The organism is Sphaerimonospora thailandensis (assembly GCF_016863115.1).
Classification (GTDB): Bacteria; Actinomycetota; Actinomycetes; order Streptosporangiales; family Streptosporangiaceae; genus Sphaerimonospora; species Sphaerimonospora cavernae.
Map to the genome: position 1 here is coordinate 13,406 of NZ_BOOG01000065.1, position 22,732 is coordinate 36,137.

23 protein-coding genes are annotated in these 22,732 nt (G+C 69.0%); 14 read left to right on the top strand and 9 right to left on the bottom strand.

Annotated elements, in window-relative coordinates; translation table 11 throughout:
* Positions 1–213: 213 nt before the first annotated feature.
* Together Mth01_RS25710 and Mth01_RS25715 are read left to right on the top strand one after the other, a co-directional pair.
* Positions 214–978, top strand: coding sequence for a bestrophin-like domain (locus Mth01_RS25710; protein ID WP_204018529.1), 765 nt, complete (start codon positions 214–216; stop codon positions 976–978).
* Between the two features lie 2 nt (positions 979–980).
* Positions 981–1,571 (top strand): hypothetical protein, encoded by a 591-nt coding sequence (locus Mth01_RS25715; protein WP_204018530.1) that lies wholly within the window; start codon positions 981–983, stop codon positions 1,569–1,571.
* Between the two features lie 7 nt (positions 1,572–1,578).
* Here Mth01_RS25715 and Mth01_RS25720 read toward each other — a convergent pair whose 3' ends face one another.
* Genes Mth01_RS25720 through Mth01_RS25730 form a run of 3 tightly spaced genes read right to left on the bottom strand, consistent with a single transcriptional unit; the run spans position 1,579 to position 6,504 of the window.
* Entirely contained in the window at positions 1,579–4,839 is a 3,261-nt protein-coding gene (locus Mth01_RS25720) for an ATP-binding protein (protein ID WP_239090008.1), read from the bottom strand.
* The gene (locus Mth01_RS25725; protein ID WP_204018531.1) at positions 4,836–5,510 is read right to left on the bottom strand and encodes a hypothetical protein; all 675 of its coding nucleotides are present in this window, start codon (positions 5,508–5,510) and stop codon (positions 4,836–4,838) included. Before Mth01_RS25725 ends, Mth01_RS25720 begins: the two co-directional genes overlap by 4 nt.
* A complete protein-coding gene (locus Mth01_RS25730; protein WP_204018532.1) occupies positions 5,500–6,504 on the bottom strand; it encodes an endonuclease domain-containing protein in 1,005 nt (334 codons plus the stop codon). Before Mth01_RS25730 ends, Mth01_RS25725 begins: the two co-directional genes overlap by 11 nt.
* 368 nt (positions 6,505–6,872) lie before the next feature.
* Between Mth01_RS25730 and Mth01_RS25735 the strand changes: the two genes are divergently transcribed.
* Both Mth01_RS25735 and Mth01_RS25740 read left to right on the top strand, forming a co-directional pair.
* The gene (locus Mth01_RS25735; RefSeq protein ID WP_204018533.1) at positions 6,873–8,075 is read left to right on the top strand and encodes a helix-turn-helix domain-containing protein; all 1,203 of its coding nucleotides are present in this window, start codon (positions 6,873–6,875) and stop codon (positions 8,073–8,075) included.
* Positions 8,076–8,215: 140 nt separating this feature from the next.
* Positions 8,216–8,515 carry a hypothetical protein gene (locus tag Mth01_RS25740; protein WP_204018534.1) on the top strand — a complete coding sequence of 100 codons (300 nt, stop codon included), beginning with the start codon at positions 8,216–8,218 and terminating at the stop codon, positions 8,513–8,515.
* A 485-nt stretch (positions 8,516–9,000) separates the two neighbouring features.
* Here Mth01_RS25740 and Mth01_RS25745 read toward each other — a convergent pair whose 3' ends face one another.
* Positions 9,001–10,782: a 5'-nucleotidase C-terminal domain-containing protein gene (locus Mth01_RS25745; RefSeq protein WP_204018535.1), complete on the bottom strand. Its 1,782-nt coding sequence runs from the start codon at positions 10,780–10,782 to the stop codon at positions 9,001–9,003.
* Between the two features lie 226 nt (positions 10,783–11,008).
* On the opposite strand from Mth01_RS25745, the gene Mth01_RS25750 reads away from it, so the two are divergent.
* Positions 11,009–11,380: a hypothetical protein gene (locus Mth01_RS25750; RefSeq protein ID WP_204018536.1), complete on the top strand. Its 372-nt coding sequence runs from the start codon at positions 11,009–11,011 to the stop codon at positions 11,378–11,380.
* 61 nt (positions 11,381–11,441) lie between these two features.
* On the opposite strand, the gene Mth01_RS25755 is transcribed toward Mth01_RS25750, so the two are convergent.
* The gene (locus tag Mth01_RS25755) at positions 11,442–12,065 is read right to left on the bottom strand and encodes a sigma-70 family RNA polymerase sigma factor (RefSeq protein ID WP_204018537.1); all 624 of its coding nucleotides are present in this window, start codon (positions 12,063–12,065) and stop codon (positions 11,442–11,444) included.
* Positions 12,066–12,269: 204 nt separating this feature from the next.
* Here Mth01_RS25755 and Mth01_RS25760 point away from each other — a divergent pair, with 204 nt between their 5' ends.
* Complete coding sequence (locus tag Mth01_RS25760; protein WP_204018538.1) at positions 12,270–12,485, top strand: hypothetical protein; 216 nt, start codon at positions 12,270–12,272, stop codon at positions 12,483–12,485.
* A gap of 27 nt (positions 12,486–12,512) precedes the next feature.
* On the opposite strand, the gene Mth01_RS25765 is transcribed toward Mth01_RS25760, so the two are convergent.
* The gene (locus Mth01_RS25765) at positions 12,513–13,796 is read right to left on the bottom strand and encodes a site-2 protease family protein (protein WP_204018539.1); all 1,284 of its coding nucleotides are present in this window, start codon (positions 13,794–13,796) and stop codon (positions 12,513–12,515) included.
* Positions 13,797–13,959: 163 nt separating this feature from the next.
* On the opposite strand from Mth01_RS25765, the gene Mth01_RS25770 reads away from it, so the two are divergent.
* Together Mth01_RS25770 and Mth01_RS25775 are read left to right on the top strand one after the other, a co-directional pair.
* Entirely contained in the window at positions 13,960–14,154 is a 195-nt protein-coding gene (locus Mth01_RS25770; protein ID WP_204018540.1) for a hypothetical protein, read from the top strand.
* Positions 14,155–14,232: 78 nt separating this feature from the next.
* The gene (locus tag Mth01_RS25775; protein ID WP_204018541.1) at positions 14,233–14,706 is read left to right on the top strand and encodes a DUF6098 family protein; all 474 of its coding nucleotides are present in this window, start codon (positions 14,233–14,235) and stop codon (positions 14,704–14,706) included.
* A gap of 33 nt (positions 14,707–14,739) precedes the next feature.
* On the opposite strand, the gene Mth01_RS25780 is transcribed toward Mth01_RS25775, so the two are convergent.
* Complete coding sequence (locus Mth01_RS25780; RefSeq protein ID WP_239090010.1) at positions 14,740–15,240, bottom strand: dCMP deaminase; 501 nt, start codon at positions 15,238–15,240, stop codon at positions 14,740–14,742.
* Positions 15,237–15,941 carry a RibD family protein gene (locus tag Mth01_RS25785; RefSeq protein WP_407695979.1) on the bottom strand — a complete coding sequence of 235 codons (705 nt, stop codon included), beginning with the start codon at positions 15,939–15,941 and terminating at the stop codon, positions 15,237–15,239. The genes Mth01_RS25780 and Mth01_RS25785 overlap by 4 nt, the downstream gene beginning before the upstream one ends.
* A gap of 159 nt (positions 15,942–16,100) precedes the next feature.
* On the opposite strand from Mth01_RS25785, the gene Mth01_RS25790 reads away from it, so the two are divergent.
* The 6 genes from Mth01_RS25790 to Mth01_RS25815 all read left to right on the top strand — a co-directional run bounded on the left by Mth01_RS25790 (position 16,101) and on the right by Mth01_RS25815 (position 21,550).
* On the top strand, positions 16,101–17,456 hold the full coding sequence (locus Mth01_RS25790; RefSeq protein ID WP_204018543.1) for an FGGY family carbohydrate kinase: 1,356 nt from the start codon (positions 16,101–16,103) through the stop codon (positions 17,454–17,456).
* A 34-nt stretch (positions 17,457–17,490) separates the two neighbouring features.
* The gene (locus tag Mth01_RS25795) at positions 17,491–18,639 is read left to right on the top strand and encodes a hypothetical protein (protein ID WP_204018544.1); all 1,149 of its coding nucleotides are present in this window, start codon (positions 17,491–17,493) and stop codon (positions 18,637–18,639) included.
* A 220-nt stretch (positions 18,640–18,859) separates the two neighbouring features.
* Positions 18,860–19,078: a hypothetical protein gene (locus Mth01_RS25800; protein ID WP_204018545.1), complete on the top strand. Its 219-nt coding sequence runs from the start codon at positions 18,860–18,862 to the stop codon at positions 19,076–19,078.
* A 120-nt stretch (positions 19,079–19,198) separates the two neighbouring features.
* A complete protein-coding gene (locus Mth01_RS25805; RefSeq protein ID WP_204018554.1) occupies positions 19,199–19,966 on the top strand; it encodes a LamB/YcsF family protein in 768 nt (255 codons plus the stop codon).
* Positions 19,963–20,634 (top strand): 5-oxoprolinase subunit B family protein, encoded by a 672-nt coding sequence (locus Mth01_RS25810; protein ID WP_204018546.1) that lies wholly within the window; start codon positions 19,963–19,965, stop codon positions 20,632–20,634. Before Mth01_RS25805 ends, Mth01_RS25810 begins: the two co-directional genes overlap by 4 nt.
* Entirely contained in the window at positions 20,627–21,550 is a 924-nt protein-coding gene (locus Mth01_RS25815) for a 5-oxoprolinase subunit C family protein (RefSeq protein WP_204018547.1), read from the top strand. Before Mth01_RS25810 ends, Mth01_RS25815 begins: the two co-directional genes overlap by 8 nt.
* Before the next feature lie 66 nt (positions 21,551–21,616).
* On the opposite strand, the gene Mth01_RS25820 is transcribed toward Mth01_RS25815, so the two are convergent.
* Positions 21,617–22,441: an SAM-dependent methyltransferase gene (locus Mth01_RS25820; protein WP_204018548.1), complete on the bottom strand. Its 825-nt coding sequence runs from the start codon at positions 22,439–22,441 to the stop codon at positions 21,617–21,619.
* Positions 22,442–22,732 lie beyond the last annotated feature (291 nt).

Here is a 22,732-nt window from a genome sequence, read left to right on the forward strand (position 1 = left end):
GTCATCCTCTTTTCGTTAGGAAACTTTCCTAAGAATTAATCCGGAGAGTAGACCGGGGCCGGATGCTCGACAAGACCCAAAACCGCTCGCGCCGATGGCGTCATGCCTTCTTCGCCATTCGGGCGGCCGTTCGCCTGTCGGACACGTATCGTGCTTCTAAAGTAACGGCTTGTAACAGCTCGAATTCCGTGCCCGAACACCAGGGGATCGTCAATGCTGGTTTGCGCGTTCGCCGTCGTCGTCGCGGTCGGCCTGGTGGCCCTGGCCGCCTTCCTGTCCCGCAGGTTCGGTCATGGCGCGGACGACACCGATCCGGGAGGGACTTCGGCCGGTCACGCCGGGGCGATGCTGTCATCGCTGTTTCTGCTGGTCTTCGCCATCGCCATCGTCGTGCCGTGGACCGTCGCCGACTCCGCCCGCCAGAACACCTACGCGGAGGCGCAGGCGGCCGTGGAGACGTACTGGTCCGCCGCCGGGCTCCCCGCGCCCGCGAGCGGCCAGGTTCAGCAGCAGGTACGCGACTACGTCGGCTTCATCGTCGACAAGGAATGGCCGCTGATGGCGGCCGGACGGCTCAGCCCGCAGAGTGCCGTACGCCTGGAGACGCTGCGGGCGAACGTAGCGGCGTTGCGCGTCACCGCTGATGAGGAGCGCGAAGCCAGGAGCGCGGTGCTGGACCGGTTGACGGAGCTGTCCGGGGCCCGGCGTCAGCGTGCCGCGGACGCGGCGGCCACCTTGCCTCCGGCCGTCCTCGCCCTGACGATCGTGACCGGTGCTGTGATCATCGTCTTCCCGTTCCTCGCCGGCGCTCGGCCCAAGGGGGCCGCGCTCCTGCCGCTGATCGCGATGACCGTGCTGCTGGCCGTCGGGGTCTATCTGACCTGGCACATCTCGCACGCGTTCACCGGCGGACTGGCGGTCGGACCGGAGGCGTTCACCGGTGCCTTACGGGAGCTCCAGTCCGCAGGAGGCCGATGACGATGGCATCGACGATGACGCTGACGATGCGGTTGGCGGGAGCACTCGCCTGGGCGGCGGCGACAGTCATGGTCACCGCCGTGCCCGCGTCGGCCGCCGCAGCGCCGTCGGCCGGTTACGCCACGTCGGCCGTCGACAAGGGAGACCGGGACGACCCCGGTGCGGGACTCGGTGTGAGGCTCGACGCGGGACTCGGTGTGGGGCGCGGTGTCGTTGTCTGCGTCGAGCTTCCGCCCGTGATCGGGCTGCGGCTTCGGGTCGGCTCACCTCCGAAGACATGTGAACCGCCGCGGCCGGTTCCTCCGCCGACGCCTCGGCCCGAGCCGTCACCGCGACCCCGGCCGCACGCGCCTGCTCCCGCTCCGCCCGAGCGACCCCGGCCGGTCGAGACGCCTGCCGCGCGGCCGTCCCCGACACCGTCGCCGAAGCCGTCACCGGAGCGCTCGCCGCGCGTGTCGGCCTACCGCATGCCGGTCCGGGCCGTCGGCCGGCCCGAACGGCGACGCAATCCCCTCGGGACCGTTCTGGTCATGGTGGTCCTGTCCACCATGATCGCCGCTGCCGCGGCCGCCGCCTTCGGCATGCTGCGGTAACGCCGGGTCAGCCCTGGTTCGCCCGCTCCAACACCTCCTCCGTGGTCAGCGGGCTGCTCGGGTGATGGCTCAGGCACAGCGGCGTACGCACCTTCCGGAAGGCCGCCCCCTCCACCGCGACGTAGAACTCGCCCGACCGCAGCCTCGACACGTCGGGCACGTCACCGCCCTTGGCCCGGGCCAACTCTCGGGCCGCCGTGATCTGGGAGGGGGCGTTGAGCAGGCCGAAGAACTGGGTGGTCGCGTTCCCCGGGATCTGGTTGTGCAACCCCTTCGGGGCCTGCGTGGCGAACACCAGGCCCAGGCCGTACTTGCGGGCCTGCGCCGCGAGGGCGAGCGTGCTGCGCGTACACAGAGTTGTGGCCCCGGACGGGGCGAAGGTCTGCGCCTCGTCCATCACGAACAGCCCGCCCAAGTCGGCGGCCGGATGCCGCTTGATCCAGGAGAACAGCGCCATCTGAAGTTGGTTGACGAACCCCTGCCGTTGGGCTTCGGACGGGAGCCCGACAAAGCTGATCACCGACACGCGGGCCCGCTTGCCGTCGGCCGGGGTGAGCAGCACTCCGGGGTCCACCGGGGTGCCGGCGCCGCCGAACAGCGGGTCGTTCACCATGGCGGCGGTGAGGTTCTGGGCCAGTTCCGCGGCGAGTCGGTCCGCGCCCTCGATGCGGCTCACATCTTCGGGCAACTCGGACAGGAGGTCGATCAGGCCCCTGAGACCCGCCCTGCCTCGGCGACCGTAGAAGCTCACGGCCTCGCGGAGCACGGCCCGGCCGAGGTGGGCCCTGCGGGCGTTGCCCTCCATCTTGGCTCGGGGAATGAGCGACGTGACGGCGACATCCACGGCTTCGTTGAACTCGTCGGCATCGTCGAGCAAGCCCGTGAAGTCGGGCAGCGGTTGGAAGCTCAGCGGTCGGCCGTTCACGCGCCCGGGGGTCCAGATCACGACATCGGTGTTCGCCAGGTACGCGCCGGCCTTGGCCGCGTCGCCGTCTCCCCACGCCGACGGGGTCTCCGGCCACGGATCGCCCAGCCGGGCCAGGTCGTTGTTGGGATCAAGCACGATCGCGGAGACCCCCCGCAACGCGCACTCCTCGACCAGGCGGCGGATCAGCACGGTCTTTCCCGACCCCGCCCCCGCGAAGATCGCCGTGTGCTTGCGCAGCGCCTCCAACTCGACCGTAACCGGCTCGCCGTCGGAGAACCTCGCCCCCACCGTGACGTACGGCACTTGCCCAGGCATGAGATCGACCAGTCTGCCGACCAGCCTGCCGACCGGCTTCAAAACGTCGAGGAAGACCTGCTGGGGAGAGGTAGTGACGGTCAGTTGCGGAAGGTCGGAGAGGGCCGGTTGAGGAGGGTCGGAGACAACCAGCTCCGCTAGGTCGGAGGCAACCGGTTTGGGAGGGTCGGGGACAACCAGCGGGTTCGTTGACTGAAGAGGTATGACAGGCGCGTCGCTCAGGGCCTCGCGGAACAGCTTCACCTCGCTCGTCGGCTTCCTGGCGGCCAGCCATGCCTGCAGATTCGGCGGGTTCTCCGCCTGAAGGTCGCGGAGCGCGGCGAAGATCTTCAGGTCCTCCACCTCGACCGGGAGCACCCGGCCGCCGGCCTGCTCGAACGCGGCGAGGGTCTCCTGGGTCACCGGACCCTTCGCCCAGCTCTGATTCCTGAGGACGAACAGCCTGCGCTTGGGGATCGCCGCATCCAGTCCGGCCGCCACCGAGGCGTTGCGCAGCCGGGTCAGCGCGGCGAGATGATGCGCCGCCGAGATCGCCCGGAAACACCAGTGCACCTCGTCCTCAGTTGCCTCGTCCAGGGTGCGGCGCAGCCGCGCGTGCAGAGGCGGTTTCGCGCTTGGCGGCGGGTCCAGGCTGAACACCCGTCCGTCCTCGCCCTGCTCGGCCATCCAGGTGGCCAGCCCAGCGGATAGCAACGCCGGCATGACCGCGTCTTCCGTCTGCGGATCGAGCGCCCCTGCCACATCCGCCCGCTTCCGCAACTCCGCGAAGCGCCGATCGAGCACGGCAAGCTCGTCAGGGGGCGCCACGGGAATCACGGGATGGGGCTCGACCGTCCTGACATCGGTCAGTCGTTCCAGCTCAGTGACCGCTCCCTTAGACAGACACGACCGGACATGGCTGTCAATCCGGATGAGCAACTGCCGAGGGGTGTACTCGTAGGCGTGGGCGAACGCCTCCGGCTTCACTGGCCACGTCGGGTACGGCGGCTCGAACCCGACCTTTCCGTACTGGGCGGCGAACCGCTTCTCGATCAGGATTCGGCCGGTCTCCGCATCCGGAATCGTCCCGAGCGGCATTGTTTGCCGGAACCTATCCTGGATCGTGTCAGTTGCCTCGGCCTTGATGGAGATCCATGTGGTAGGGATGCAACATAAGACGGTCAGAGTCCGACGGGTGGCTTCTCTAAGTGCCATAAGCCCGTGGGCGACTTGCTCGATGACCAGTTTCTGCTGCCAGTCCTGCTCCCCGCCGACGGCGGTGGACAGAGTAGATTGCGCAATTAGCGTATCGATTTGATCGACCGCGATTACGGATGGGCCAGTCAACGCGAGGAGTAGTGACAGGTCTCGAACAATCTGCTGTGGAGTCTTCTCCATAGTCCGAAAACCCCAGGTCGTGCGGTCACCGGGATCGCCATTGGGTGAACAGGTGAGGTAGGCGTCCCCGATGTCCTGCACGCCGGGCTCGGTGGATGTGCGCAGTGTAAGTGCTCTCGCTGCATCCTGTGCCTCCCGTCCAACATGGGCGTCATATTGGCGCAGGGCAGCGATAAAGGTATCCAGATCCTCCCGGGATAGCGAGGTTTCCCCGATCACTGAGCGGCGCACCGGTTCCGATACCCCGCTCAGCACGCACAGACGCCAGAGGAGTTCCTTGAGTTGGCTCTCCGAACCCGCAATAGGCCTAGATAGACTGTCGAGCATGGACAGAAGCGCACTTTCCCAGAAGCTCTTCGTGTCGAGTAGGCCCACCAGGAAGAAGTAGCCGTCCTCCTCGTGCACCCTCTGGCGGACCCAGCCGAGAAGGTGGGTTTTGCCGGTGCCCTTTTGCCCTTGTACGACGACACCGATCGGGCTCGCCGCAGCGCTCTCTTCCGCCTCGATGAGACCGTTGAGAATGATCTGTGCTGTGGGTCGATGCAGGGTGTCGACATGAAACGGCGATGGCTGCCATACATCGTCAGTGCCCTGCGTGTAGTTGAACCTGAGCGCTCTGAGAGCGTTCAACTCCTTGCTTGCCATCATGCTCCGATCAGGATGAGGTGCTTGGCCTGGTCGCCAATGGTCACCGCCGCCTGTCTGTCCTCTTTGGTCAGGATTTTCTGGTTCGATTCGGGGACGATGCGTACGTCGGCCATGCCAATCATCCGGCGGAGGGTGGTATCGACGTCCTCTCTGGCTATGTCGCCAAGGAGCGGACGCAACTGGGTTAGGCTGACCCACGTGTTCGGCTGCTCGGCGAGCTGTTGGTATGCGTCCCGGATTCTCGCCTCGACATTCAGGGGTGCCGACGGCGTATGGGACACTTTCCTGGAGGATGAGATGTCGGAGAGAGCGGAGGACATGTCCTCGCGCGCAAACACATCAGCAGGCTTGTAACCGATTCGATCCGTGAAACGTTGGAAGATGGCTACCAGCGCGCCGAGGACCTTTGCGGTACGGCCAGCGGACACAGCAATTCCCGCCCGGAACTCTTCGGCCATCCGGACCCATCCATCGTCGGTCAACTCGTGAACATAGGTACGGCCCTGCTTCCGGCTCTCGACTAGCTTGAGGTTGTTAAGTTTGATGCGATCTTTTCCTGTGAGCGTGAAACCGTAGCGCTTTTCGAGTTCGGTATTGGATATCTCCTTCGCTTCTAACATCAATGCCGCGAGCGTGATGGTCTGGGGCAGTGATAGCTTGTCACCAGGCATGGCGGGATCCTTCGAACGTTCCAGAGCGGCGGGATTGGAGGTATCGCTCCAGGTGGGTGAGCACAGCAGTGACATCGTTCAGTACTTGGTCATCAGTAAAGCGGAGAACGGCGTAACCGTCCTGCTGGAGGCGCACATCGCGCTGGCGGTCTGCGGCAAAGGTGTCCCGCTCACGATGGCGATCGTCATCGACTTCGACAATGCAGCGCTCATCCCACCAGACCAAATCGACGCGAATGCGGTTACTGAGCAGGCCCGACTGGTAAGGCTGGTTCCACGCACGCCCGGCCGCCCAGTCGCATATGGAAAGGGCGGCTTCCAACCTTTGCTCTGCCTGACTGGCGGGGTGTGGACGCCCCGTAACAGGGGGATAGGTCAGGCGAGGCGTCGGATGTTCGTCCGATGGTGGCTCCGGCACGCTGCGGATGAGTGCCACTGCCTCGGCTGGAAGTCGTATGGTCATGGACTCGATCCGGTCGACGGAGGTGAGGGGCGCGCCGGTGAGCCAGACCCCGAAACCGCCACGATCGGCCAGCCATTCGGACGCGGCGGCCAGGATGTCCTCGGCGACGGGGGAGAGCCCTTGGGGGACGCGCATGAGGATCGCCGCTCGATCGCGACGAAAGCTGTAGGCGAGGATGCGGGCGAGTCCGAGGGCGCGGATCTCGTGCGGGAACTTCTCGGTCCCGCGTGCCGTACCCCGGAGGGCCTGCTCGGCCAGGTCCGCCAGGAAGGGTCCGAAGTGCCGGGTGGCGGATGCCGTACGGAGAGCGATCGCGCGGACGGCGGGGATGCTCGCGCCGCCGGGGCCGGTGATGCCTTCCGCGCCCGGGAGCCAGGACGGGAACAGTTCGACGGCCGCCGTTTCGAACTCGGCCAGCAGGGTGGTCACCAGATTGCTTACCGACGTGGTTGGGGGCGGAGCATAGGTGACGATCGCAGGCGCATCGTCGGGTAAGGGTTCGAGTGCGAGGGTGATGGTCTCAGTGCTCACGCCGCCCAGCCGTACGACACGGCCCGTCGGCAACTGTGCCCATGTCCTCGCCACGCCGGTTCCTCATTTGATCTAGGAAACATCGACGTGGCAGAGGTTATACGTGACCGGCAAGATCCGCATCGGCTTCCGTTGAATTGTGAAATATCCGGTACGTCCGCATCAAAGCCCATAACGAGTGAAGGCCGCTGCGCGGGACAGCTGACCACCTGGTCCTCCCGGCACCAGCGGAGACTGATCAGCGTGATCGCCTACCCGCTGCTGGCCATTACGACCACGCAACGGATCAGTAGAGAGCTTCCCATGACATGGCAAAGACCTGCACGTAGCCTGAGGTTGTCGAGGACTCCAGGAGGTGCGGGGCCGGTATGGACGACGCGTTCGCTCATGACATGATCGGCCGCAGGATCGCTCACGCCCGGAAACTGCGCGGCCTGACGCAGCGAGAACTCGCCGAGCGTGTGCCATGTTCCAAGAGCCTGATCGCGCAGGTCGAGGGCGGGCACAAGCCGGCCACCCCGTCTCTGATAGGTGCTGTGGCCCGTGTTCTCCACGTCGATGTGACCGAGCTGACCGGTCAGCCCTACCGGGGTGCCACCGCTGCCACCGACCGCATCCACGAGGCGATCCCGCAGATCCGCCAGGCGCTCGCCCACTGGGACATCCCTCCGGACCCGGACGTGTCGCCCCGGCCCCTGCCCGAACTGGCGGCGGTCGTCGACCACACGAACCGGCTCCGTGAGACCACCCGCTACACCGAACTCGGCGGCGCGCTACCCGCGCTGATCACCGAACTGTCCGCGCACGCCCACACCGCGACCGCCCCAGACCGGGGACATGTTTTCGGGTTGCTGTCCACGGCGTACACCGGCGCGTACTCCCTCGCCTGCAAACTCGGCTACACCGACCTGATGTCCATCGCCGTGGAGCGCGCGATCTGGGCGGCCTGGCAATCCGATGACCCCCTATTGCCAGCCGTCGCAGAGTACAAGCGCACCATGGCGTTCATGGTGTCCGGTGCGTACGCCGGCGGCATACACCTGCTCCACCGCGCTCTCCGCCGGCTGGAACCACTGTCAGACGACCGGGCGCTTCTCAGCGTGTACGGGTCCCTGCACCTGCGGCAGGCGATTCTCGCCGCTCGGGACAACCGGCCAACTACGGCGTGGGACCACATCGGCGCCGCACAGGAAATCGCGGTACGGACAGGTGACACCCCCGATTACGGCCTGTCGTTCGGGCCGAGCAACACGGCGATCCATTCGGTCGCCGTTGCGGTCGAGTTGGGCGACGCAGATGAGGCGATCCGCCGGAACGCCGACCTGGTTCTGCCTCCGTCGGTGACGCCCGAGCGGACGTCCCACCACTACATCGACTTGTCCCGAGCGTGGCTGTGGCAGGGCCGGTGGGACAAGGCGCTGGGGTGTGTCCTGACCGCCGAGCGGATCGCCCCGCAGATGACCCGTTACCACCCCATGTCACGGGAGACCGTCGCCCGGCTGCTCGACCTCCAGCGGCGCCTGCCGTCGCCTCTGCGTGGTCTGGCCCGCCGCATGGGGATCACCACCTGACCCCAGGTTTCACAACTTCGTGAAAGTTACTGACGGCTACCGGTCATAACGTGAGCGTCATGACACCGGTAAGTGCTGATCGCCCCGTCACGTCGAGGCGGGGTGGCCCTCCCCGCACGCAGGGGCACATCGATCTACGCGTGGCGAGGATGCCCCCGCAGGAGGCGTTCGCCGAACGCGTGCAGGCCGTCCTCGCCGCCCGACACGGCATCATCGCCGAGCGGCACGCCAACGAGGGCGTTGCCCTGCTGCTCATCTCCACGAAGCTTGTCCCGTGGTTCTACCCGACGTTCGTGCAATGGCAGACCGGTCGCGAGAACCCCCGGCGCCCGGGATATCCGGCGATGGACTCGGCCAGCGTCCGTGATGGGCCGGACGCCATCGCCAAGAGGATCGCCAGCCGCTTCCATCAGATCCGCACCGGGCAGGGCCGACCGTGATCGCCGGCCACGCAGCCCTGAGCTCGGCTTTGGGTCGTTACCGGGCGCGGAGCGTCCCAAGGCCGTACCACTACACACCCATCTCACCAGGGAGGACGCCAATGAACACCACACCCTGGGCCTGACCCGCATGACCCCGCTCACCCCTTCCGGGCCCGTCGTCCACACCCCCGTGCGGCTGCACCCTGACACCCAGCAGGGGCCTACGTCGGCCCCGGTGGCACGCCCATCGAGGCCGGCAAGCATGGCACGAACAAGCAGACCACCAAGTCACTAGGCGTTCCGGCTGCGCATCACCAACACCGAGCAGACCGTGTTCATGCCGGGCACGCCCGAACTCCGCTGGGACCTGCCGCTTTGACCTCTGGAAATGACGAACCGGCCCCGCCCTCCCGTGAAAGGGGAGCGGGGCCGCTCCGTTGCCGTGCCGGATCTACACCCTGCGCTCGGCCTTGATTACCCGGACCACACTCGCGCTCTCGTCACTAGAAAACCGGGACGTTGTCGCGGACGAGTTTCCAGTTGGGCTCGGCGAAGTCGGCCGGGTCGATGGAACCGGTCGCGGTGGCGTAGTCGATCAGCGCCTGGCGGATCTCCACCTGGGCGTTGTAGACGACCGGAGCGGTGGTCACGTGCGGGAAGCCGCCGCCGCCCGACTGCCGGTAGTTGTTGATCGCCACTACGAACTGCTGGTCGGCCGGGATCGGATTGCCCTGGTAGGTGAGGTTGACGATGCGCTGTCCGACCGGCTTCGCGATGTCGATGTCATAGTGCACGCCCGACAGTTGGTCGTAGTTGTAGTCCGGGGTGTTGCCGGCGTTGGTGAGCGTCGCGAGGTCGATCGGCGCACCCGGGGCGACCTGGTTGAAGTACTTCGCGGAGTACTCCAGGAAGTCCTTGATCTGCGAGCCGGTCAGCTTGATGCCGAGCAGCGTGTTGTCGTAGACGTACAGCCCGGCCATGTCGCGTACGCTCACCGGCCCGGCCGGGAAGACGGCGGTGCGGCTGAACGGCGCGGCGATCGACAGCACCGGCAGCGAGGCGTCAGCCGTACCGGCGATCGCCTTGCCGACCAGGTCGGTCTGCACCTTCTGGATGTAGTCGAGGATCGGGGTGTCCTTGTACGGAGACTCGGCCGCGGACAGCGACTCCTCGGACTGGGCGATCACCTGGTTGACGTAGCCGACGGTCTTGTCGTGCTGTTCCTTCATCAGCGCGACGATCTTCGGGTCCTCGGCGACGGTGTTGGTGTTCAGCGTGCTGGAGGACTTGCCGGTGACGGTCCACTTGCCCCGCTGCTTGACGAGGGTGAAGTCGACGACGCTGAGCCGCTGGCCCCACTTGCTGGGCTCGGTCAGCAGCACCTGCTTGCCGGTGGCCTTGTTGGTGACGAACCGCTGCGGCACGTCGTTGTGGGCGTGGCCGAACAGGACGGCGTCGATCCCGGGAACCTCCTCCGCGACCATGGCGGCGGCGTTCTCCACCGGCAGGTCCTCACCGTACGAGGACAGGCCGCTGTCGCCGGCGTGCGCGGTGACCAGGACCACGTCCGCGCCGAGCTTGCGGATCCGGGGCACCCACTTCTTGGCGGTGTCGACCAGGTCCAGGAACTGGAGCCTGCCTTCGACGTTGGCCTTGTCCCAGATCGCGACGCCCGGGTTGGTGAGGCCGAGCACGCCGACTCTGATCGGCTTCTCGCCCCTGACGTGCATCGTCTTGATGATGAACGGCTGGTACGCCGGCAGGCCGGTCTTGGCCGACACCGCGTTCGCGCCGAGGACCGGGGCCTTCATCTGTTTGATCCACGTGGCCAGCAGCGGCAGTCCGTAGTTGAACTCGTGGTTGCCCAGCGTCACCGCGTCGTACCCGATGGCGTTCATGGCCTTGGCCATGGGGTGGATCCGCCCGGTCTCGGTGATCGGCTCGACCTTGGCGTAGTAGTAGTCGAGCGGTGTGCCCTGGAGGGTGTCACCGGAGTCGAACAGCAGGGTGTGGTCGGCGCCGCGATCGGCCCGGATCCGGTTGACCATTGTGGAGATCTTGGCAAGCCCCACGTCGTTGTGGGCGCTGTCGTCGAACTCGGCGTTCTTGTAGTAGTCCCAGTTCAGGGCGTTTCCGTGGATGTCGGAGCTGGCCATCACGGTGATCTTCACCGAGTGGCTGGGGGATGCGGCGGCGGCGGAGGCGGAGATGCCGGGAGAGAGCAGACCGAGCGCCGCAATGGTGACGCCCACGGTCAGGGTCCGGCCGATCGCTGGTTGGTACATGCCGGCCACGCTAATGAGATGCCATTACCTGAGGGTCACGAGATCCTTAATCGAACATAGCTCGATATATCGGAATTAAGGGGATGATTGGGACTTTTGTACGAGATAGGAGTATCGCCGACAGACCCGAGGGAGGACTCCGCGGCGTGGGTCTTCCTGCCGTCGCATGCCCGCGGGAGCGGAGGGTAGGGCACGCGTGTGTGTAGTGCGCGGGGAGGAGTTTCGCATGTCTGAGCAGCAGAGCAGGCCGGTCGGGGGCGAGCACAAGTATGAGCAGGAGATCTCCTCGGTGGACGAGCACGAGGAGCGACCCGGGCGCAGTCTGATCACCACGACCCATGAGGTGATCAAGCGATGGGCCGAGGAGCGTGGCGGTCGGCCCGCTACGGTGCCGGGCACCGAGCACGAGGGCCGCGCCGGTGTGCTCCGGTTCGACTTCCCCGGGTACGGCGGGGGCGATCTGAAGGAGATCACCTGGGACGAGTGGTTCGAGACGTTCGAGGCACGCAACCTGAACTTCCTCTACCAGGAGCACAAGAAGGACGGCGACCAGAGCAATTTCTTCCGGCTGGAGAACCCGGATCGCGAGGACGCCTGAGGTTCCTCTGAGTTCGACCGGCTACGGGCCGGCTACGGGCCGGCCCTGGGCTAGCTCTGGGCTAGCTCTGGGGTGAGCCGTCAGCCGGGATCATGCCGAGCTCGATGGCGTAGTCCTCGAGCTTGTGCCGCAGCTGCCGCCGACCCCGGTGCAGGCGGGACATGACGGTCCCTATCGGGACCCCCATGATCTCGGCGATCTCCTTGTAGCTGAAGCCCTCCACGTCGGCGAGGTAGACGGCGAGCCGGAAGTCCTCCGGCACCTCGTGCAGCGCCTGCTTCACCCGGGAGTCCGGCAGGTCGTCCAGTGCCTCGGTCTCGGCCGACTTGAGCCCGCCGGACGTGTGGGAGGCGGCCTCGGCGAGCTGCCAGTCCTCGATTTCCTCGCCCGCCGTCCGCTGAGGCTGCCGTTGCTGCTTGCGGTAGATGTTGATGTAGGTGTTCGTCAGGATCCGGTACAGCCAGGCCCTGAGGTTGGTGCCCTCCCGGAACTGGTGGAAGTTGGAGAAGGCCTTGGCGAACACCTCCTGGACGAGATCTTCGGCATCGGCGGGGTTGCGGGTCAGCCTCAGGGCGCCGGCGTAGATCTGGTCGAGATACGGCAGGGCGTCCCGCTCGAAGCGGCGCCGCTGCTTCTCGATCGGCATGTCGTCCACCGTCGTCACATCGTCACCCCCGGCCCTCATGCCTGGCCCCGCTCCTACGGGGCCGGTTCCCCGTCGCGTCCTTCCGAGACAGGTGACGCCTACCCCCAGTTCCTCACTCAACACGACACGAACTACCGCAAAAAAGGCAAACAAGGCATATAGCCAAAAACGCGTTCTCGGCATGGCGATGGTCCGCCGGGGTATGCGCGCCGAGACAGATCTGAACGCGAAGCGGGAGGCACGATGACGCACAACCCTGAACCGTCGCGTAACCCTGAACCCGCGCGACCCGCGGGCGGCGAAGAGATCCAGGCGGAGTGGCAGAATCCGCTCGCCCAGTCCCCGGACGCGGAATGGACCCCCGACGAGACCGATCTGACGGGCTGGCATGTCCCGGGTGCGGACTCTCCCGACGACGTCGAGGAACTCGCGGCGGACGATCCCCGCCGCGCCTCCTGACCCTCATGGCCGGACGGCGGCTTGGAGTCAGGCCGCGTCTCGGTGACCGGCTCCGGGGCCGGGACCGGCGGGACGTCCTGAGCCGGACAGCTCTGAGCCGGTCAGCCCTGAGCCGGGCCGGCCTGTGAGCTGGTCCGGGCAGCGTGGGGCGAGATCGGCGCCGCGCGGCGCGGGGTACGGCTCGGCGGCGCGCAGGTCGACGGTCTGGAGCGTCCGGCTGATGTCGCTCGGCGTGATGAGGCCGATCAGCCTGCCATCCGGATCGAGCGCCACCGCCCTCCCGTCGCTGCAACCGCCCATCCTGGGCAGCAGATCGGTGAGAGCCTCGTCAGGCCGCGCCCCGGGTACGTCTGCGGGTGGGCAGGCGATGTCGCGCAGGCGGGTCGTCGCCCGGGCCTGAGGGGGCACCGCCCGGATCCGGTTGAGCGTCACGAGCCCCAGGAAGCCGCCGCGCTCGTCCACCAACGGATAAGTGGACAGCCGGTGACGCATCACGACCCGGTCGATGACGCCGTCCACGGTCTCGCCGGGCTCGGCTGTTACGAGCCGGTCCGACATCACGTCGCCGGTTCGTATGCCGTGCAGCGCGGCGCCGAGGCGTGTCTGCTGCTCCTCGGCGCTGGCGATGTTGACGAGGAACATGCCGATCAGGGCGAGCCACAGGCCCTGGAAACCCAGTCCGGAGACGACCTGGAGCAGGCCGAGCGCGATGAGGACGTAACCGAAGACCCGGCCGGCCCGGGCCGCCGTCACCGCCGCTCTGACGCGGTCACCCCACCACGACCACAGCGCGGCACGCAGCACCCGCCCTCCGTCCAGCGGCGCCGCCGGGATCAGGTTGAAGAAGGCCAGGAGCACGTTGACCCCGGCGAGGTAGCCGAACATCCCGGCGAGCAACGGCGAGCCGCCGACGGCGGAGAGCAACCAGGTCACAACGCCGAAGACCACCCCGGCGGCCAAGCTGGTCGCGGGGCCCACCGCGGCGATCTTCAGATCGGCTCCGGGCGTGCGCGGCTCGCCGCGAAGCTCGGCCACCCCGCCGAGCAGCCAGAGCGTGATGCCCGACACCTCGATGCCGTACCGCTTGGCCATCACCGCGTGTGCGAGCTCGTGCGCCAGCAACGAGGCCAGGAACAGCACGGCCGTCATCGTGCCGGCCAGCAGGTAGACCGCCGGCGACGAGCCGGGGAACGCGATCGGGAAGCGCCCGAACGCCAGCCCGAACACGATGATCACGACGATGACCAGCACGCTGATGTTGAGCCCGACCGAGACGCCGGCGATGCGGCCGAGACGGATCGACGAACGCATGTTCCCTCCTGGGTCCGCTGCGGGCCCCCCTACCCACATCCCCCGGGGCGATGCGCGCCGGTTACGGCGCGGGCGACCTTGTGATTTCGTGGTTTGCCCAGATGAGCGGGGGGGAGGGGGCCTGCGAAGCGCGTCGAAGGGAAGATCAGCCGAAAGGAAGAACATGAGCCAGCCGCAGCAGCCCGAGATCCGGCGGTCCGGCCGGGGAGGCAGCACCGACGAGGACATCGACCTGACTCCTGAATCGGTGAGCGGGGGCGACACCTCCGGCCACCCGCACGGCACCGACAAGGGCGACAAGGGCGGGGGAGAGGGCGGCGGCGTGCCGCCCGACCAGCGCCCTCCCTACCCGTCCTGACCTGACGTGACCCGACCAGCGCCGCCCGGAGACGGAGAACGACGAGGGAGAACGACGACGAGGGAGAACGACAGGGAGATGTACGGCGAGTCCGTGATCGGGGAGCCCCGGGGAGAAACGTGCCCGCCCTCCCATGGGCTGCCCACAGTGGAGAGCCTTGACGGGCTCGCCCGTGTCGTCGCGGACCGGTCGGGGCTCTATCTGCGCTACTCGAAGGGACCGGACGAGGACGAGGGCCGGCCGAGCGTCGACTATGAGAGCGGCCTGCGGCTTCCGGGGCTGTCGGTGACCGTGCTCGACGCCGAATCGTGGTGGACCCGGCCCCTGCGGGACTGGGTGGCTCGGCAGGTGTGCAAGTACACCCACCTGGTGGAGAAGGGGAGCGACCGTCGCGCCTGGATCCTGACCGGCCGCGTCGTCGGCCGTGGCCCGGACCACGAGCCGCTCATCGCCGGCGTCCGGCCGGTCGCCTGGCTCGATGAGGTGGTGATCGAGCAGGCCCGCCGGCACTACGAGACCGCGTTCGACATCGGCCGGGACTCGACCGGCTGATCATTGGCCGTCACTGCGGAACGGCCGGTACGGCTATCCGTCCTGAGCTGTGAACAGGTGGGCGTTGACCTCCCGGACGAGCCGCGCCATGTCGCCGATCTCGACGACCTCGACGCCACCCTGCCTGAGCAGCTCGGCGCCGTGGCAGTCGGCGAGCAGCGGCGGCTCGCGCAGGGCGAACACCACCCGGCCGATGCCGGCCGCGAGGATCAGGTGCGTACAGGTGCGTGGCCGGGACCTGCGGCTGCTGCACGGCTCCAGCGAGCTGTAGATCGTCGCGCCGGCCAGGTCCACGTGGGAGGGCCCGGACCTCGCGAGGGCGGCGAGCGCCGACTCCTCGGCGTGGACATGGGGATCGGCGTCGCGTGAGTAGCCGTCGGCGCGCCGCGTGCCGTCGCCCGCGACGATGATCGCGCCGACGGAGTACGCCGTACCGGACGGCGGGCAGCGGCGCGACAGCTCGATGGCCTCACGCAGCCACCGCCGGTCCGCCTCGGCCTGGGGCGTCAGGCCGGAACTCATGTCGGAACTCATGCCGGGCACCTCTCGGACAGTGCGTACCGCAGCAGCACGACGTCATCGATCTTGGTGACGCCCGCGAGCCTGGCCCGGTGAACGGTGTCCGCCGACGGGCCCCACGGGAAGACGCCGTCGCCCACGAAGCGCGGCGCGCGGCGGTCTCCGACGAAGAACGGCGCGATGACCAGGTGGAGTTCGTCGGCGAGCCCGGCGGTGAGGAACCGGGTGTGCGTGGCGCCGCCGCCCTCGACCATGAGCCTGCCGACGCCCCTGCCGGACAGATCGTCGAGGATGCGGGGGAGATCGAGGGGGTCGCCCGCGTCGACCACCTCGGCGATGGCGCCCAGCAGTTCGCGTGTCCTGTCCAGGGCCGGCGACGCGGCGTACACGATTTTCTCGGTGTCGCCGGCCGTGAAGAACCGAGCCGCCGGATCGAGGTCTCCCCGTCCGGTGACCGTGACCTTGATCGGGGTGGGGGACAGCCCGCGTGCCATCCTGGCGGCGCGGCGGGCGGCCGAGCGCACGAGGAGCCGGGGGTCGTCCCTGCGTATCGTGTTCGCACCGACCAGGATCGCGTCGCAGCCGGCCCGCACGTCGTCCACGCGATCGAAGTCGGCCTCGTTGGACAGCAGGAGCCGGCGTCCGCTCACGTCGTCGATGTAGCCGTCGATGGACGCCGCGCAGCTCAGCAGCACATACGGTCGCTCGCTCACCATGGCCCCTTCACCGGGGCAAGTCTACGAGGAGCCGCGTACGACCAGGGTCGTCGGGAGGGTCCGCGCGGGGTACGCCGCTGGCTGCGCGAATTCGTCGGGAACCAGGGATGAACCGCGGGAACCAGGGATGAACCGTCATCCCGGGGGAAGCGGAGCGGCGTGAAGGTCCTCGCGCTCGATCTCGGCACCTCGTCGGTGCGGGCCGTCGTCCTGGAAGTCGCGAAGGAGCCCGCGACGGATGTCGTGAAGGAGGGCCGGCGCCGCGTCGCGCTCGCCCGCAGGCCGGTACGGCTCCGCGTGGACGACGGCGGCAGGGCCGACCTCGATCCCGACGAGTACCTCGACGGGCTGGCGGCCTGCCTGGACGAGGTGCACGACCACCTCGACGGGGTCGAGGCGGTGGCCACCTCGTGCCAGTGGCACTCCCTGCTCGCGCTCGACGCCGCGGGTCGACCGGCCACCCCCCTGCTGACCTGGGCGGACACCAGAGCCAAGGAGCCCTGTGGCCGGCCGGCCTCGGGAGAGTTCCACCGCCGCACGGGCGCCTGGCCTCACCCGCTCTACTGGACCGTGCGCATCCCCTGGCTGAGAGAGCGCCTGACAGAGCGGCTCGGCGACCGGGAGCCGGCGTGGTTGTTCACCGGGCTCGCAGAGTACGTCTCACGCCGCCTGCTGGGAGATCCGGCGGCGTCGGTCTCGATGGCCTCGGGCACCGGAATGCTCGACCTCGCGGCCGGGCGCTGGGACGGCGAGGCACTCGCGCTCGCCGGCGTGACCGAGGACCGGCTGCCCCCACTCGCGCCGAGGGGCTGGACCGGCACGCTCGAGCCGCGCTGGGCCCGGCGGTGGCCCGCACTGCGCGGGGTGCCGTGGCTGCCCGCCGTCGGTGACGGGGCCGCGGCCACCATCGGCGGAGGCCGTACGGGACCGGACCGGATCTCGGTCACCGTCGGGACCTCCGCAGCGGTCCGGGTCGCCCACCCCCTCGACGGCGCCTTCACGCTGCCGGACGGGTGCTGGCGCTATCTGGTCGACCACGACCTGGCGGTGACCGGCATCGCCTACTCCGCCGGGGGCAACGTCTTCGCCTGGGCGAAACGGACCCTGCTGCTGCCGGCCGACGTCGAGGCGGCGCTCGTCGCACTGGGAGACCACCCGCCGGACGGCCTGGCGGCCGTACCGGATCTGGCGGGAGCCAGGCCGCCGCGGCCCGCCTCCACCGGTTCGATCTCCGGGCTGACCCTCGGCACCGGCCCGGTCGAGATCCTCGCCGCGCTGCTCGACGGCGTGAGCGGGCAGATCGCCGACGGGGTGCGGACGCTGACGGACGCCATGCCCGAGCCGCCCGCCGCCGTCGTGCTCGGCGGCGGCGCGATGGCCGCCTCGGCCTGGTGGCGGCGCAACCTCGCGCTCCGGCTCGCCGTACCCGTCGAGCCGGAGGCGGAGGCGGAGGCCTCCGCGATGGGAGTCGTCCGGCTCGCCGAAACCGTCACGGCAGGCCGAGCCCTGCAGTAGAGGGCCGCCCCCGCGTCCCGTTAACATTCCGCAGATGCTTGATCGGATATGTGACGAGCTGCTGCGGGCGATCGAGGCCGAAGACGCCGACGGCGCACTCGATGCCATGCGGCGGCTGTGGGAGGCGGTCGAGAACGGCACGTCCACCGGCACCTCCACCGTCCTGGCTTCGGACACGCTGACCCGGATCCTCGCCCGCCTGTGCCCGGCCATCGGCGAGATCCCGCCCGGCCTCGGGGCCCACCTCGCCACGCTGGGCGGCGCTCTGGTGGAGGAGGGAGCATCCCCCGGCCCGCTGGTCGACCCCGTCGTCTCCGGCCTCTGCGACAGCCTGGAGGCGTCGGCCCGGTTCGCCGCCGCCTGGCGGGCCGTCACCGACCGGGATCTTCCGGAACCGGACCGGCACGACAAGGCGGTGATCGCGGCGGCCAACCGGCTGTCCGGCCGGACCCGCCTGCTGAGACGCTTCAAGCCCCTGCCCTCCGCGCTCCCGCCCGCGCGCGCACTCCATCTCAGCGTCGCCTGGGCCACCGCCGAAGACTGGTCTCTGCCCGCCACCACGCTGCTGCAGCAGTCCGCGGCGATCCGGGCCGACCTCGCCGGTCGCGAGCGGCTCCGCACGGCCGTCTCGGCCCTCGTGGCCGTCGTCGGCCTCCGGGAGGACCTGCGGTGCCTGACCGGGCTGCTCGCCGTCCTGGACGACGAGCCGCTGATCGTCTTGCACCGGGAGAGCGGCCGCGGTTACCGGGTCACCATCGGCGGCATCGGTGACAACTTCCAACTGCACACCCTTCTGGCGCACGTACTCACCGGTCCGAGCGCGGACGGCCTGCTGGAGGGTGTCCGGCCACCCGATCCCGAGTGGGTCGCCGCGGCCACCGCCGGCGCGCTCGAACCCGTCAGCGGCCGGATCGAGGGCCGGTTCAACCTGGTCGACGCATATGGCGAATGGATCTGGAACGAGGGCGTCCCCGCCGACATCCCACTCCTCGACGGGCACCGGGTCGTCGTCCTGGACCCGCCGCCCTACCAGCGCGTCTGGAACATCGGGCGCACCTATCCGATGATGCGGCCGCAGGTCCACCTCGACCGGATCCTGCCGTCCGAGGAGACATCGTCCTGGCTGTCCCAGATCGCCCCGGCCAGGACCCCGTCGAGCGGGCCAGGCCGTACGGTCAGTTGAGCTTGCAGAAACGCGCACGCGGCATGGCCTACCTGCGGTTCCATCGTTCGTGATCTTGCACTCTGGAGTGCGAGATCACGAAGTTCGCTTACCCAGGTCGGCGGCCATGGATGCGAGTTTCTGCAAGATCACGAACGGTGAATGCCCAGGTCGCTGGGCATACCTGCGAACAACTGCGAGATCACGGCGGGGGGTGGGGGTGGGGGAGGAACCGTCGCGCATGAGGTGGGGTGCCGACCTGCACTGCGAGGGACGTCTCACGCGCCTCAGCGAAGCCGGCGACGAGATCACGCTGCGCCTGGACCAGGTGAGCGGCGACGCCTGCCATCCCGGAACCGTCACGATCCGCCCACGTGATGAGCGACAGGCCGGGTTCGAGGTGAGCCGGGAGGGGGAGGACACGGCCCGCTACACGGGCACCGTCACCCGCGCATCCTGACACCGGCCGCCGGCCGTATCTTCTCCTTGAGGCCATACGTTGCGGCCATGCGTTGCGGCCATGCGTCGCGGCCGTACGTCGCGGCCACACGATCTGGAGCGGACAATGGCGGACCACTCGGTGACCATCGACCTCAACTCGGACCTGGGCGAGGGTTTCGGCCGGTGGCGGCTCGGCGACGACGAGGCGCTGCTGTCGATCGTGACGAGCGCCAACGTCGCCTGCGGCTTCCACGCCGGAGATCCGACGATCATGCGGACCGTGTGCGAACTGGCGGCCGCCCGCGGCGTCGCGATCGGCGCCCAGGTCAGCTACCGTGATCTCGGCGGGTTCGGGCGACGTTTCATCGACGTGCCGCCCGAGGAGCTCAGCGACGACATCGTCTACCAACTCGGCTCCCTGGACGCGTTCGCCCGGCTGGCCGGCACCAGGGTGCGGTACGTCAAGCCGCACGGCGCGCTCTACAACGCGATCGTCCATCACGAGGAGCAGGCCGCCGCCGTGGTGGCCGCCGTACGCGCCTATGATCGCGCGCTGCCGGTGCTCGGGCTGCCCGGCTCGGCCTGGCTGCGCAGGGCGGAGAGCGCGGGCCTGGCCACGGTGACGGAAGGCTTCGCCGACCGGGCGTACACCCCGCAGGGCACGCTGGTGCCGCGTGGCACACCCGGCGCGGTGCTGCACGACCCCGAGGAGGTGGCCGAGCGCTGCCTGCGCATGGCCAGGGGGGAGCCGATCGAGGCCGTCGACGGCACGCCGCTGATCGTCCGGGCCGAGTCGATCTGCGTGCACGGCGACAGCCCGGACGCGGTGAGGATGGCCCGCAGAGTCAGCGAGTCGCTCAAGGCCGGCGGGATCGAGCTGTCCTCTTTCACCCGGGAGGCGGCATGACGCCCGACCTGTTGCGGTACGGCGAGGGCGCCCTCCTGGTGGAGCTCGGCGGCCTGGCCGAGGTGATCGCGCTCTACGACGCACTCACCGGCGATCCGCCGCGCGGGGTGACCGACATCGTTCCCGCCGCGCGCACGGTGCTGGTCCGGTTCGAACCGCCGGCGAGCCACGACACCGTGGCATCGGCCGTACGGTGCGCCTGTGCCGTACGGCAGGGCGGCGTGCTGCCCGCCGACGCCCCCGAGGTGACGATCCCCGTCGTCTACGACGGCGCGGATCTCGCCGCCGTCGCGGCGCACACCGGGCTCACCGAGAGCGAGGTCGTGGCCGCGCACACCGCGGCGTCGTGGACGGTGGCCTTCTGCGGATTCGCCCCCGGCTTCGGATATCTCGTCGGCGGAGACCCCCGGCTGACCGTGCCGCGCCGGGCCGAGTCGCGGGTGCGCGTCCCGGCGGGATCGGTGGCGCTGGCAGATGAGTTCAGCGGGGTCTACCCGCGGGAGTCGCCCGGCGGATGGCAGCTCATCGGACGTACCGAGACGGTGGTGTGGGACACCCACGCCGACCCGCCCGCGCTGCTGCGCCCCGGCGTCCGCGTCCGGTTCACGGAGGCGACGGGGGATGAGCGAGGTGACGCGGGGATGAGCGAGGGGGCGCGGCGTGGCTGAGCTGGAGGTGCTGGACACCGGGCCGCTGACCACGGTGCAGGACCTGGGCCGTCCGGGCCGGGCCCACCTCGGGGTGGGCAGGTCGGGCGCGGCCGACCGGGGGGCGCTGCGGCTGGCCAACCGCCTGCTCGCCAATCCCGAGGGGGCCGCCGCGCTGGAGGTCACGCTGGGCGGGCTGCGGGTGCGCGCCCACGGCCGCCTGGTCATCGCGCTCACCGGCGCCCCCTGTCCCGCGACGGTCACCGACGCGTCGGGGCGCAACCGGATCATCGGCCACCAGTCGGTGGAGCGCCTGCCCGACGGAGCGACGCTGTGGCTCGGCGTGCCCGGCCAGGGGCTGCGCACCTACGTCGCGGTGCGGGGCGGACTGGACGTCCCCGAAGTTCTGGGATCGCGGTCGACGGACACACTCGCCGGGCTGGGCCCCGAGCGGCCGTCGCCGGGTTCGCTGCTGCCGGTCGGCCCGCCGCCGCGCACGCACCCGCTCGTCGATCTCGCCCCGCTGCCCTGGTCCGCGCCCGGCCGGCTCGGCGAGCTCGTTCTGGAGGTGCTGCCCGGCCCGCGGGCCGGCTGGTTCCACCCCGGCGCGTTGCGGGCGCTGTGCGCCGAGCCGTACGCGGTGACCGCGGACAGTGACCGGGTGGGCATCCGGCTGAGCGGGCCGCGCCTGGAACGGGCGCGCGACGGCGAGCTGTCCAGCGAGGGCATGGTCCCCGGGGCGCTGCAGGTGCCGCCCTCCGGCAGGCCCACTCTCTTCCTCGCCGACCATCCGGTCACCGGCGGCTATCCGGTGATCGCGGTGGTGCGCGACCGGGACGTGGACCGGGCGGCGCAGGCCCGCCCCGGCCAGCGCGTCAGGTTCCGCCCGTCGCCCGCGATGCGGGCGGCATCTGCCGTACGGCTCGGCCCGCCATGAGGTTTCGGCGAGCCCAAGGCTTCTCGTCGCGTAGTCGGTGTCCCGCCGACAGCACGAAGCGAAACGTCAGGTCACGCGGCCGACGGCGCCCAGGATCCCGATCCCCGCGAGGTCGGCCGAGACCTCCCAGGGCACCTCCGGGCGCCAGGCCTGCACGGGCACGATGCCGGGTTCCAGGAGGTCCAGTCCCGCGAAGTACGACTCCAGGTGCGACACCTCACGAGTGGTGACGCCGCCGGACGACGTCCCAGAGTAGACCTGCTTGCCCGAGTTGACGGCGGACTCGTGACGGCCGCCCTGATAGGCGTGGGTGAGCACGAGGTGACAGCCCGGGACGAGGTGCTCGCGGACCTGGTCGACGATCCGGGCGGCCTCCTCGTCGTCCGTGATGAAGTGGAGCACCGCGACCAGCAGCACGGCGAACGGGCGGGCGAAATCGATGTGCGCCCGTACCGCCGGGTCATCGAAGATCTCCTTCGGCTCGCGCAGGTCGCCGGAGACCGCGATCGTGGTGCGGTTGTCGGCCAGGAGCGCCCGGGCGTGGGTGAGGACGATGGGGTCGTTGTCGACGTAGACGACCCGCGGGTCGGCGATGTGCCGCTCGGCGACCTCATGGACGTTCTCCTGCGTGGGCAGGCCGGCGCCGATGTCGATGAACTGACTGATGCCCGACCGCGCCAGCAGCCGTACGGTACGGCGGAGGAAACAGCGGTTCTCCTTGGCGATCTCCCGGGCGTCGCCGCCGATCTCCCGGCCGAGCTCGATGATCTTCTCGGCGGCCTCCCGGTCGGCGGCGAAGTTGTCCTTGCCGCCCAGGTAGTAGTCGTACATTCGCGCGACGCTGGGGACGCTGGGATCTATTCCGGTCGGCACCCGTCTGGTTCCGTCCATGCACACGCCCCCTCGCATTGATCCTTTCGATAAATCGTATATGAATTTTGTTGAGCTCACCCCATAGCTTTCCGTACCGCCGGACGCATCACATGACGGTATGCCGACCAGACCTGTCCTTCGATACCTTCGATCACTTACTGGCTACCTTGCGGTCGGACGGCGCTCCAGTCAATGGATTCGCCGGGAGAAAACGGGAGAATTCGGGAGAAAGGTCGATGCTCGGGTGGGGGAGCAGCACAGGGCCCGGCCGGTCGAAGGCCGGCCGGGCCCGTCTTCACCCTGTTGAAC

Excerpts from the sequence above, each read along its gene's own strand:
- Mth01_RS25800 (WP_204018545.1), top strand. The coding sequence starts at position 18,860 with ATGAGGTGGGGTGCCGACCTGCACTGCGAGGGACGTCTCACGCGCCTC.
- Mth01_RS25795 (WP_204018544.1), top strand. The coding sequence starts at position 17,491 with ATGCTTGATCGGATATGTGACGAGCTGCTGCGGGCGATCGAGGCCGAA.
- Mth01_RS25780 (WP_239090010.1), bottom strand. The coding sequence starts at position 15,240 with ATGAGTTCCGACATGAGTTCCGGCCTGACGCCCCAGGCCGAGGCGGAC.
- Mth01_RS25750 (WP_204018536.1), top strand. The coding sequence starts at position 11,009 with ATGTCTGAGCAGCAGAGCAGGCCGGTCGGGGGCGAGCACAAGTATGAG.
- Mth01_RS25710 (WP_204018529.1), top strand. The coding sequence starts at position 214 with ATGCTGGTTTGCGCGTTCGCCGTCGTCGTCGCGGTCGGCCTGGTGGCC.
- Mth01_RS25810 (WP_204018546.1), top strand. The coding sequence starts at position 19,963 with ATGACGCCCGACCTGTTGCGGTACGGCGAGGGCGCCCTCCTGGTGGAG.
- Mth01_RS25745 (WP_204018535.1), bottom strand. The coding sequence starts at position 10,782 with ATGTACCAACCAGCGATCGGCCGGACCCTGACCGTGGGCGTCACCATT.
- Mth01_RS25735 (WP_204018533.1), top strand. The coding sequence starts at position 6,873 with ATGGACGACGCGTTCGCTCATGACATGATCGGCCGCAGGATCGCTCAC.
- Mth01_RS25720 (WP_239090008.1), bottom strand. The coding sequence starts at position 4,839 with ATGATGGCAAGCAAGGAGTTGAACGCTCTCAGAGCGCTCAGGTTCAAC.
- Mth01_RS25715 (WP_204018530.1), top strand. The coding sequence starts at position 981 with ATGGCATCGACGATGACGCTGACGATGCGGTTGGCGGGAGCACTCGCC.
- Mth01_RS25820 (WP_204018548.1), bottom strand. The coding sequence starts at position 22,441 with ATGGACGGAACCAGACGGGTGCCGACCGGAATAGATCCCAGCGTCCCC.
- Mth01_RS25760 (WP_204018538.1), top strand. The coding sequence starts at position 12,270 with ATGACGCACAACCCTGAACCGTCGCGTAACCCTGAACCCGCGCGACCC.
- Mth01_RS25770 (WP_204018540.1), top strand. The coding sequence starts at position 13,960 with ATGAGCCAGCCGCAGCAGCCCGAGATCCGGCGGTCCGGCCGGGGAGGC.
- Mth01_RS25725 (WP_204018531.1), bottom strand. The coding sequence starts at position 5,510 with ATGCCTGGTGACAAGCTATCACTGCCCCAGACCATCACGCTCGCGGCA.
- Mth01_RS25755 (WP_204018537.1), bottom strand. The coding sequence starts at position 12,065 with ATGAGGGCCGGGGGTGACGATGTGACGACGGTGGACGACATGCCGATC.
- Mth01_RS25775 (WP_204018541.1), top strand. The coding sequence starts at position 14,233 with ATGTACGGCGAGTCCGTGATCGGGGAGCCCCGGGGAGAAACGTGCCCG.
- Mth01_RS25785 (WP_407695979.1), bottom strand. The coding sequence starts at position 15,941 with ATGGTGAGCGAGCGACCGTATGTGCTGCTGAGCTGCGCGGCGTCCATC.
- Mth01_RS25765 (WP_204018539.1), bottom strand. The coding sequence starts at position 13,796 with ATGCGTTCGTCGATCCGTCTCGGCCGCATCGCCGGCGTCTCGGTCGGG.